We start from the raw sequence: 11729 nt of genomic DNA on the forward strand, positions 1-11729 counted from the left end.
TCGGACATTATCAGGATTTTAGACCTGCATTCCCTTGACCGCGCTCGCGCCGGTCAGCTGAGCGAGGATTACCCATGGCCACGCAAAAGAACTTAAGTGACCCAGTCGAAGCCTATGAAGGCATCCTGGAACATCCTGATTCCGACCGTCAGAAAATAGCAGTCGCCATTGATACAGGCGTGAAAACCGTCGGGCATGTGGTGATGTGGGCCAATGTCCTCTTGATGGCCGCGATCTTCAGTCAGGTCTCGCTGCGCTACCTGTTCAGCCAGAATTATCCCAAACTGGACGAGATTCAGTGGCATTTCTACGGCATCGTCACGATGATCGGCATATCCTATGCCTTGATCACAGACAGCCATGTACGCGTCGATGTCCTGCACATGCAACTGTCCCGCCGGGCGCAGCGTGTGATCGAAGTGATCGGCATCCTGACTCTGTTGACCCCATTCATCTATCTGATGATCGACCAGGGGTATGATTATTTCTACGAAAGCTTCCGCGTCAGCGAGCGTTCGGACAGCCCCACCGGCCTGGCTGCGCGCTGGGCTTTCAAGGCGGTCATTCCGATCAGTTTTGTTCTGTTGGGCTTGGCCGCGCTGGCGCGATTGATCCATGACGGGCATGCGCTGATGTACGGGCCCGCCTCAGAGCGCGAGGGCGCACCCCTGCGCCGGATCCTTCTGGTGCTGGCCGTATTTGCCGCGGTCTGTATTGGCCTGACCTTCCTGGTTAAAACGACCGAGGAAAAGCTGGTCATCGCGATGTTCCTGACGTTCATTGCGCTGCTTTTCACCGGGTATCCGGTGGCTTGGGTTCTGGCGGGTGTGGGCGTTGCCTATTGTGGTCTGGCTTATCTGTTCGACAACGATTTGATGCTGTGGACCGGGCTTGAGAGCACCTTTACGGGGCTCGATTATCTGACCTTAGGTGCGGTGGTGAACCGGGTCTATGCGACCATGTCCAACGCGGTTTTGGTTGCGCTGCCGATGTTTATTTTCATGGGCCTGATGCTGGACGAAAGCGGTGTGGCTGAACGCCTGATGTCCTCGATGCAGCGCTTGTTTGGTACGGTGCGTGGCGGCTTGGCGATCACGGTCACGCTGATCGGGATCATTCTGGCGGCCTCAACCGGTATCATCGGTGCATCCGTGGTGCTGTTGGGCGTTCTGTCACTGCCGTCGATGATGCAGCAGAAATACCAACCGACCTTGGCTGCTGGTGTGGTCTCGGCCTCGGGTACGCTTGGCATCCTGATCCCGCCGTCGATCATGCTGGTGATCATGGCCGACCAGATGGCTTTGTCGGTAGGTGATCTGTTCATGGCCGCGGTCTTTCCGGGTGTCATCATCGGTGGCCTCTACCTGACTTACATCTTTATCCTCGCCTTGGTCAAACGCGATGCGGCCCCTGCGCCCGAGGGCGCAAAAGCCCCCGACTGGGCTGCCGTCAAGGACGTGCTGTTTGCCGTTATCCCAACCTTGTTGTTGATCCTTGCGGTACTGGGTTCGATCTTTGCCGGGTTGACGACGCCAACCGAGGCTTCGGGCATCGGTGCACTGGGTGCCGCGCTGCTCGCGCTGGGCTATCGCAAGCTGACATTCGCCAAGCTGTGGAATGTGCTGGTCTCGACCTTCAACACCACTGCTTACATCTTCGCGATCTTCCTTGGCGCAACAGTATTCTCTTATGTCCTGCGCGAGTTGGGCGGAGATGAGTTGATCGAACACGTGGTGCAGTCCACCGGCTTTGGGGCGAACGGCACGATCCTCTTCATCCTGTTCATCGTCTTCCTGCTGGGTTTTGTTCTGGACTGGATCGAGATCACGCTGATCGTGCTGCCGCTGATGCGCCCCATCGTGAACGGTCTGGGCATCGATGTTCCCGGCTTTGGAGTACTGGATGAACCGGCACTGGTTTGGTTCGTGATCCTGGTGGCAGTTACGCTTCAAACCAGCTTCCTGACCCCACCCGTTGGCTTTGCCTTGTTCTATCTCAAGGGCGTTTGCCCGCCAGAGATAAAGCTGACGCATATCTATAAGGGCATCATCCCATTTGTCCTGCTGCAATTGACCGGACTGGCTCTTGTCTTCCTGTGGCCCACACTCGCCACCTGGCTGCCATCCGTCGCCTATTAAGGAGGAAGAGTCATGCGTCTGAAGGATTGTCATAACTTTCAGGACTTCCGCAGATTGGCCAAGCGCCGCCTGCCGGGGCCGATCTTTAACTACATTGATGGCGGCGCGGATGATGAGGTGACTTACCGCGAAAACACACGGGCGTTTGATCGGTGCGACCTGCTGCCATCGGTCCTGCGTGGGGTGACGGACGTGGACATGTCGGTCACCGTGATGGGGCAAAAACTGGATATGCCGATTTATTGCTCGCCGACGGCTTTGCAGCGCCTGTTCCACCATCAGGGCGAACGCGCCGTGGCCGCGGCCGCCGAGAAGTATGGCACCATGTTCGGGGTTTCGTCGCTGGGCACTGTTTCGTTGGAAGAATTGCGCCAGAAGCACAAGAACCCGCAGGTCTATCAATTCTACTTCCACAAGGATCGCGGCCTGAACTCTGCCATGATGCAGCGCGCTAAAGAGGCGGGTGTCGAGGTCATGATGCTGACCGTCGACAGTATCACCGGCGGCAATCGCGAACGTGACCTGCGCACAGGCTTCTCGATCCCGTTTCGCCTGACTTTGGGCGGTATGATCCAGTTTGCGATCAAGCCGATGTGGGGCATCAACTATGTCACGCATGAGAGGTTCCGCCTGCCGCAATTGGACGAACATGTGGATATGGGCGGCGGCGCCAGTTCGATCGGTGGCTACTTCACTGACATGTTGGACCCGTCGATGGACTGGGATGATGTGGCCGAGATGGTGCGTGAGTGGGATGGCCAGTTCTGCCTCAAAGGCATCATGACCGTCGAAGACGCGCGGCGCGCGGCTGAGATCGGGTGTACCGGCATCATCCTGTCGAACCACGGCGGTCGTCAGTTGGACGGCTCGCGCACGCCGTTCGATCAGTTGGCCGAGATTGTGGATGCCGTCGGCGACAAGCTGGACGTGATGATGGACAGCGGAATTCAGCGCGGAACCCATGTGCTCAAGGCGTTATCGCTTGGGGCCAGGGCGGTCGGGGTAGGGCGGCACTATCTGTATCCATTGGCTGCCGCTGGTCAGCTGGGCGTCGAACGGGCACTGGGATTGATGCGGGCCGAAATCGAGCGCGACATGAAGCTGATGGGCGTTACGCGGATCGATCAGCTGACGCGCGCCAACCTGCGCTCCCGTGATCCAGCGAGCAGTCCGGGCAATGCACATCGGAACGCGGCATGACCAACGAAGCCCTCATGACCAAATTTCGCGCCATCGTCGGCGCCCGCAATGTGCTAAAAGGCGAACGCGCGACCGAGCGGTTCCGCCGGGGGTTCAGATCGGGTGAGGGCAAGGCACTCTGCGTCGTTCGACCCGGCGCTTTGCTGGAACTGTGGCACGTCCTGCAGGCCTGCGTCGCCGCCGACAAGATCGTCATCATGCAGGCGTCCAATACTGGCCTGACCGAAGGGTCTACACCCAAAGGCGGTTACGACCGTGACGCTGTGCTGATTAATGTCAGTCGGATGAAAGCCCTGCACCTTTTGCGAGACGGTCAGCAGGTTCTTAGCTTACCGGGCGCGTCTCTGTTTGAGTTGGAGAAGCAGCTAAGGCCACTGGGGCGTGCGCCCCATTCGGTAATCGGGTCCTCCAGCATTGGTGCCTCGATCGTGGGTGGGGTTTGCAACAATTCCGGCGGTTCCCTGTGCGAGCGTGGACCCAGCTATAGTGAGCTTGCCCTTTTTGCCCAGATCGCCGCGGATGGGACGCTGAAACTGGTGAACCATCTGGGACTGGATTTGGGCGACACCCCAGAGGAAATCCTAACCCGGGTTGAAGCCGGGGATTTCGACAGGAACGCCCCAGCGCCCGAAGGCCGCAATGCGTCCGATCCGGGTTACACTGAGATTTTGCGCGATGTGGATGCGGAAACACCCTCGCGTTACAACAATGACGAACGGCTGTTGTACGAAGTGTCCGGCTGTGCGGGCAAACTGGCGGTATTCGCAGTGCGGCTTGATACCTTCCCGACCTATGAGCGTGAGCAGGTCTTTTACATCGGTACAAACGACCCTGCTGACCTTACCGACTTGCGTCGCCATATCCTGACGCATTTCAAAACACTGCCAGTCTCAGCCGAATACATGCATCGCGAGTGTTTCGACATCGCTGCGAAATACGGCAAAGACACTTTGGTGATGATCGACAAACTGGGGACCGACCGGCTACCGATGTTTTTTGCCATGAAGGGTGCGGTGGACTCGCGTCTGAACAAGTTTTTCCTGACGCGGGGCTTCACCGACAAGTTCATGCAGGTTGCTTCAAACCTCTGGGCCGAGCATTTGCCGAAATTCTTGTATGAGTATCGTGACAAGTATGAACACCACCTCATTCTGAAGATGCATGACAGCGGTATCGAAGAGGCGGCGGCGTTTCTTCCCGAATTCTTTGGTTCCCGCAGCGCCGAGTTTGTCACCTGCACTCCGCGTGAGGCCAAGATCGCCGGGTTGCATCGATTTGCTGCTGCGGGTGCCGCCGTGCGGTATGGCCATGTCCATTCAGACGAAGTCGAAGAGATACTGGCGCTGGATATCGCGCTGCGTCGCAATGATCGTGATTGGTTCGAAACGCTGCCGTCTGAGATCACCGATCAGTTGGTTGGCAAAGTCTATTACGGCCACTTGATGTGCCACGTGATGCACCAGGATTACATCATCAAAAAGGGATGCGATCCCAAGGCGATCAAGACTGCGATGCTTCGGATACTTGATGAGCGCGGGGCCGAATATCCGGCCGAGCACAATGTCGGTCACCTCTACAAGGCCAAGCCGGATCTGGCAGCGCATTACAGGCGCTGCGATCCAACTAATTCCTTTAACCCCGGGATCGGTAAAATGTCGAGGTTCCGGGATTATGCTGGCGACAAGCCCCGGTGACCGTGGCCGTAATCGCGTGCCATCCTTTGCGTGTTGACCGAAATGGTTGCGTAAACACTCCGGAAACTCTTTGTAAAGGAAGTATTTTAAAGGTAAAATTTCAGGTAGTTTAATATTAAACCTTTCCTGAAACGCATAGCTGCTATTCCGTTCAGGCCTATCCGGTGGTAAAAAATTACGCTACGTAACACTGCAAGTTAGGTCAAAGTCACTGACTAATTGGAGGGATTAGAGATGACACGAACTGCACTTGTAACCGGCGGTAGCCGGGGTATCGGCGAAGCGATTTCCAGAAAGTTGAAAGCTGAAGGATATACTGTTGCCGCGACCTATGCCGGCAATGACGAAAAGGCGGCTGCCTTCACTGCCGAGACCGGCATCAAAACCTACAAATGGAATGTCGCAGATTACGAAGCCTCAGCCGCCGGGATCGCGCAAGTCGAGACCGAGATTGGATCGATCGATATTGTGGTCGCCAACGCCGGGATTACCTGCGACGCGCCGTTCCACAAGATGACGCCCCAGCAGTGGAAAGATGTCATAGACACAAACCTGACCGGGGTGTTCAACACCATCCACCCAATCTGGCCCGGTATGCGCGAGCGTAAGTTCGGCCGTGTCATTGTCATCAGTTCTATCAACGGCCAGAAAGGCCAGTTTGCGCAAGCCAACTATGCCGCCACCAAGGCGGGTGATCTGGGAATCGTCAAATCTCTGGCACAGGAAGGCGCGCGCGCAGGCATTACCGCAAACGCCATCTGCCCCGGCTATATCGCCACTGAGATGGTCATGGCCGTGCCTGAAAAGGTCCGCGAGGCCATTATCGGCCAAATCCCGGCGGGACGGCTGGGTGAACCCGATGAAATCGCACGCTGTGTAGCCTTCCTGGCCTCGGATGACGCCGGGTTTGTCAACGGCTCAACAATTTCCGTCAACGGCGCACAATTCTTCGTCTGACACCCCACGGGACACAGTTTGAGAAAGGAACCTGCCCAATGAAAGACCTCGAACCCGATATCGACCCGGTAGAAAGTCAGGAATGGCAGGACGCCATCGAAGACGTAATTGAACGCGATGGTGCGAACCGTGCGCATTTCCTGTTGGACAAAGCCGTGCAAAAAGCCCGCGCCGCCGGGGCGACGCTGCCGTTTTCGGCGACGACGCCCTATCAGAACACCATCCCGGTTGATGATCAGTACGCCTTTCCCGGCGATCCTGAGATGGAGTGGCGCATCCGTACGATCAACCGCTGGAACGCCATGGCCACTGTTGTGCGACGCAACAAAGTCAGCAGTGAGTATGGCGGCCACATTGCCTCCTTTGCATCATCTGCCGTTATGTATGACGTGGGCCTCAACCATTTCTGGCGTTCGAAATCGGCGATCCACGGCGGCGATCTGGTGTTCTTTCAGGGCCATGTGATCCCCGGCATCTATGCCCGGTCCTTCATGGAAGGGCGCATCACTGAAGAGCAGCTAGAAAATTTCCGCTCCGAGGTCGATGGCGGCGGGCTGTCCAGCTATCCGCACCCGTGGTTGATGCCGGATTACTGGCAGTTCCCGACGGTCTCGATGGGCTTGGGCCCACTTATGGCGATCTATCAGGCGCGGTTCATGAAATACATGCACAACCGGGGTCATATCGACATGGCCGACCGTAAGGTGTGGTGCTTCTTGGGCGACGGCGAGATGGACGAACCCGAAAGCCGGGGTGCGATTGACCTGGCCGTGCGAGAAGGCCTGGATAACCTGATCTTCGTGATCAACTGCAACCTGCAGCGTCTTGACGGTCCGGTGCGGGGCAACGGCAAGATCGTGCAAGAGCTTGAGGGCGATTTCCGCGGTGCGGGCTGGAACGTGATCAAACTGCTTTGGGGTAAGGGCTGGGATCAGCTGCTGGAAAAAGACACCAGCGGGCGGTTGCGTCAGTTGATGGATGAAACCGTCGATGGTGACTACCAGACCTTCAAGTCGAAAGACGGCGCTTACATCCGCGAACATTTCTTTGGAAAATACCCGGAAACCGCTGCTCTGGTCGAAGACTGGACCGACGATCAGATCTGGGCATTGCGCCGGGGCGGGCACGACCCCGAAAAGGTCTATACCGCATTCAAACGCGCGACCGAGAACGAGGGCACGCCAACCTGCCTGCTGGTGAAAACCGTCAAAGGCTACGGCATGGGCTCGGCTGGTGAGGGACAGAATACCACCCATCAGCAAAAGAAACTGGCCGAAGATCAGTTGCGCGCGTTCCGTGATCGCTTCCAGATCCCGGTCAGCGACGAAGACCTGCCCAACGCGCCGTTTGTGTCGTTGAACAACGCGCAAAAGGCTTATCTTGCCGACCGGCGCAAGGCTTTGGGCGGTGAGTTTCCCAAACGCGACAGTAATGCACCAGCGCTGGAAATCCCCGAGCTTTCCAAGTTCGAAGCTCAACTGAAGGGCACCGGTGATCGCGAGATTTCGACCACAATGGCCTTTGTCCGCATCCTGACTACGCTGCTGCGTGACAAGGGAATGGGCAAGAACGTGGTGCCGATCGTGCCGGACGAAAGCCGGACATTCGGAATGGAGGGGTTGTTCCGCTCGGTCGGGATCTACAACCCGTCGGGTCAGAACTATACCCCTGAAGATGCTGATCAAATGATGTTCTACAAAGAAACAACCAACGGTCAGGTCCTGCAGGAAGGCATCAACGAGGCCGGGGCCATGGCCGACTGGATCGCAGCGGCGACTGCGTATTCCAATCACGGCGTACCGATGATCCCGTTCTTCATCTACTACTCGATGTTTGGCTTCCAGCGCATCGGTGATCTGGCCTGGGCGGCTGGTGATAGTCGTGCGCGGGGCTTCATGCTGGGCGGTACAGCTGGTCGGACGACGCTGAACGGTGAAGGTCTTCAACACGAGGATGGCCACAGCCACATTCTTGCGGGCACCATTCCGAACTGCATCACCTACGATCCGACCTTCAGCTATGAGGTCGCGGTGATCATCCAGAACGGTCTGCAGCGCATGTATGGTGATCAGGAAGATATCTATTTCTACCTGACCCTGATGAACGAAAACTATACGCACCCCGATATGCCGATGGGCGCGGAAGAGGGGATCATCAAGGGGCTGTACCGGTTCCAGGAAACCAAGAAGCCGGGCAAGAAGCACGTCAACCTGATGGGCTCGGGCACCATTCTGGTGCAGGCGATGAAAGCGGCGGAATTGCTGAAGAAGGATTTCGGCGTGACGTCGGATATCTGGTCGGCGACCTCGTTCAACGAACTGGCCCGCGACGGGCAGGATGCGGCACGCGCCAACCGTCTGGACCCGCTGGCCGAGGAACGTGTGCCTTACGTGACCCAGCAGCTTTCAAAGGCCAAAGGTCCGGTCATCGTGGCCACCGACTACATGAAGAACTACGCCGAGCAGATCCGCGCCTTTGTGCCGGGCCGCTACACGGTGCTGGGCACGGATGGCTATGGCCGTTCGGACAGCCGGGTGAACTTGCGCCGGTTCTTCGAGGTCGATGCCAATCATATCGCGGCGGCGGCAATGGTCGATCTGTATCGCGAAGGTGCGGTGACCAAGGCCGAGCTCGAGAAGGCGCTCAAGACATATGAAATCGACGGCGACAAGCCGAACCCCCGGTTGGTTTAAGGCCACGGGGCACGAGGAGACATAGACATGGCAATCGAAGTAACAGTCCCGGATATCGGGGATTTCGCGGACGTCCCGGTGATCGGCATCCTGGTCTCGGTCGGTGATACCGTCGCTGCCGAGGACCCGCTGATCGAATTGGAAAGCGACAAGGCCACGTTGGAGGTTCCGTCCCCCGCCGCGGGTGTCGTCAAGGAAATCAAAGTGTCCGAGGGCGACAACGTATCTGAAGGCGCGCTGATCCTGCTGCTGGAAGGCGAGGGGGCACCTACCGCCCCGGCCGAGGCCGCGCCCACCGCCGCACCTGCACCTGCTGCTGCCCCCGCGCCAGCCACACCGGCGGCGCCGGTGATGGACCAAGGGTTCGGCAAGGCCCATGCCTCGCCATCGGTGCGCGCCTTTGCCCGTCAGCTGGACATTGACCTGTCCAAGGTCAACGGCTCGGGCCGCAAGGGTCGTATCCTGCGCGAGGACGTCACCAAGGTCCTCAAATCCACGACTGCGCCCGCTCCGGCTGCTGCAGGTGCATCGGGTGGCATGGGCATCCCGCCGATCCCGGTTGTTGATTTCTCAAAGTTCGGCCCGGTCGAAGACGTGGAAATGCCTCGGATCAAAAAACTGTCTGGTCCCGCGTTGCACCGGTCATGGCTGAACGTCCCGCATGTCACCCATAACGATGAGGCCGATATCACCGAGCTGGACAAGTACCGTAAGGAAATGGACACGATGGCCAAGGAAGAAGGTTACCGCGTCACATTGCTGAGCTTTGTGGTCAAGGCCTCGGTCAATGCGCTGAAACAGCATTGGGAGTTTAACTCGTCGATCCACCCGGATGGCGACAAGCTGATCCGCAAATCCTACTACAATATCGGCTTTGCGGCGGATACGCCGAACGGTCTGGTTGTTCCGGTAATCAAGGATGCGGATCGCAAGGGCATTGTCGAGATCTCCAAGGATCTGATGGAGCTGTCGGGCAAGGCGCGTGCAGGTGAGCTGAAATCGAACGACATGCAGGGTGCGACGTTCACGATCTCGTCGCTGGGCGGTATCGGTGGCACCCATTTCACCCCGATCGTCAACGCGCCCGAGGTGGCCATTCTGGGCCTGACCCGCTCGAAAATGGAACCGGTCTGGAATGGCGAGGAATTCGTGCCGCGCCTGATGCAGCCCATGTCGCTCAGCTATGACCACCGGGCCGTTGATGGCGCCTTGGCGGCACGCTTTTGTGTGACGCTCAAGACGCTGTTGGGCGATATGCGCAAGTTGATGTGGTGAGGAGAGATCAGATGGACGTCAAAGTACCCGATATCGGTGATTTCTCCGATGTGCCCGTGCTCAGCATTCTGGTCTCGGTTGGTGATACCGTCGCCGCCGAAGACCCGCTGATCGAACTGGAATCCGAAAAGGCCACGATGGAGGTTCCGTCCCCCGCCGATGGCAAGGTCGTCTCGATTGCCGTTGCCGAAGGTGACAATGTTTCGGAAGGCGCGCTGATCCTGACTTTGGAAGCCGCCGAAGGCGCAACACCCGAGGCCGCCCCGGCCGAGGCACCTGCCGCCCCTCAGGCTGTGGCCGCCACCGGCGCTTCAGTCGGGCAGGGCGATGTGCATGCCGAAGTGGTTGTGCTGGGCTCGGGCCCCGGTGGTTACACCGCAGCCTTCCGCGCCGCCGATCTGGGCAAAAAGGTTGTCATGATCGAGCGCAACCCGACGCTGGGCGGTGTCTGCCTGAACGTGGGCTGTATCCCTTCGAAGGCGTTGTTGCACGTGGCCAAGGTTATCACCGAGGCCGAAGAGATGGGCGCATATGGTGTCAGCTTTGGCAAGCCCAAGATTGACCTGGACGAATTGCGCGCCTTCAAAGACAGCGTTGTCGGCAAACTGACCGGCGGTTTGGACGGTTTGTCCAAGGGCCGCAAGGTCCAGATCGTGCGTGGCTATGGTCGCTTCTCGGGTCCGAACATGATTGAGGTCCTGGGCGATGACGGGATGACAACGGTTTCCTTTGACCAATGCATCATTGCGGCGGGATCTGAACCGGTTGAGCTGCCCTTCATCCCCCATGATGACGACCGCGTGATTGACTCGACAGGTGCGCTGGAACTGGCGGATGTTCCAAAGCGGATGCTGGTTCTGGGCGGCGGCATCATCGGTCTGGAGATGGCTTGCGTTTATGACGCGCTGGGCTCGGACATCACCGTGGTCGAGCTGATGGATCAGATTATCCCTGGTGCGGACAAGGATATCGTTAAACCTCTGATGACCCGCATCAAGGGCCGGTACGAAAACATCTTCCTCAAGACCAAGGTCACAGCGATTGAACCGCTAAAGAAGGGCCTCAAGGTCACGTTCGAGGATGACAAGGGCGAAAGCTTCACCGACACGTTCGACAAGGTTCTGGTGGCCGTGGGACGCAAACCCAACGGCAAACTGATCGACGCCGAAAAAGCCGGGGTCGCGGTGGATGAGCGTGGCTTTATCGCCGTGGACAACCAATTGCGCACCGGCGTGCCGCATATCTTCGCCATCGGCGATTTGGTCGGCCAGCCGATGCTGGCGCACAAGGCCGTGCACGAAGGCAAGGTTGCAGCCGAGGTTGCCGCCGGTCACAAGCGGTTCTTCGACGCGAAACTGATCCCTTCGGTCGCCTATACCGACCCGGAAGTGGCTTGGTGTGGCCTGACTGAGACCGACGCCAAGGCCAAGGGGATCAAGGTCGAAAAAGGCGTGTTCCCGTGGGCCGCGTCGGGCAAATCTCTGTCCAATGGCCGATCCGAAGGCATCACTAAGCTGCTGTTCGATCCACAGGATCAGCGCATCGTGGGTGCCTGCATCGTCGGCACCAACGCCGGTGATCTGATCTCCGAGACTGCTCTGGCCATCGAAATGGGGGCGGACGCGGTCGATCTTGGTCACACGATCCACCCCCACCCGACGCTGAGCGAGACAGTGAACTTCGCGGCCGAGATGTTCGAGGGCACGATCACCGATCTCATCCCGCCCAAGAAACGCAGCTAGGATCATGGCGATGAAGATAGGCACACCGAG

7 protein-coding genes are annotated in these 11729 nt (G+C 58.2%); all 7 read left to right on the plus strand.

Annotated elements, in window-relative coordinates; genetic code table 11:
• Positions 1 to 74 precede the first annotated feature (74 nt).
• Positions 75 to 2138 (plus strand): TRAP transporter large permease subunit, encoded by a 2064-nt coding sequence (locus DS906_RS20915; RefSeq protein ID WP_113791990.1) that lies wholly within the window; start codon positions 75 to 77, stop codon positions 2136 to 2138.
• Positions 2139 to 2150: 12 nt separating this feature from the next.
• The gene (locus DS906_RS20920) at positions 2151 to 3338 is read left to right on the plus strand and encodes an alpha-hydroxy acid oxidase (protein ID WP_113791991.1); all 1188 of its coding nucleotides are present in this window, start codon (positions 2151 to 2153) and stop codon (positions 3336 to 3338) included.
• Positions 3335 to 5032 (plus strand): D-lactate dehydrogenase, encoded by a 1698-nt coding sequence (gene dld / locus DS906_RS20925; protein WP_113791992.1) that lies wholly within the window; start codon positions 3335 to 3337, stop codon positions 5030 to 5032. The genes DS906_RS20920 and dld overlap by 4 nt, the downstream gene beginning before the upstream one ends.
• A 234-nt stretch (positions 5033 to 5266) precedes the next feature.
• A complete protein-coding gene (phbB, locus tag DS906_RS20930) occupies positions 5267 to 5989 on the plus strand; it encodes an acetoacetyl-CoA reductase (RefSeq protein ID WP_113791993.1) in 723 nt (240 codons plus the stop codon).
• A 38-nt stretch (positions 5990 to 6027) separates the two neighbouring features.
• On the plus strand, positions 6028 to 8682 hold the full coding sequence (gene aceE, locus DS906_RS20935) for a pyruvate dehydrogenase (acetyl-transferring), homodimeric type (RefSeq protein WP_113791994.1): 2655 nt from the start codon (positions 6028 to 6030) through the stop codon (positions 8680 to 8682).
• Positions 8683 to 8709: 27 nt separating this feature from the next.
• The gene (aceF, locus tag DS906_RS20940) at positions 8710 to 9957 is read left to right on the plus strand and encodes a dihydrolipoyllysine-residue acetyltransferase (protein WP_113791995.1); all 1248 of its coding nucleotides are present in this window, start codon (positions 8710 to 8712) and stop codon (positions 9955 to 9957) included.
• 11 nt (positions 9958 to 9968) lie between these two features.
• On the plus strand, positions 9969 to 11699 hold the full coding sequence (lpdA, locus tag DS906_RS20945) for a dihydrolipoyl dehydrogenase (protein ID WP_113791996.1): 1731 nt from the start codon (positions 9969 to 9971) through the stop codon (positions 11697 to 11699).
• The last annotated feature ends 30 nt before the right edge of the window (positions 11700 to 11729 follow it).

It is taken from the genome of Ruegeria sp. A3M17 (assembly GCF_003318255.1).
Taxonomy (GTDB): domain Bacteria; phylum Pseudomonadota; class Alphaproteobacteria; order Rhodobacterales; family Rhodobacteraceae; genus Ruegeria.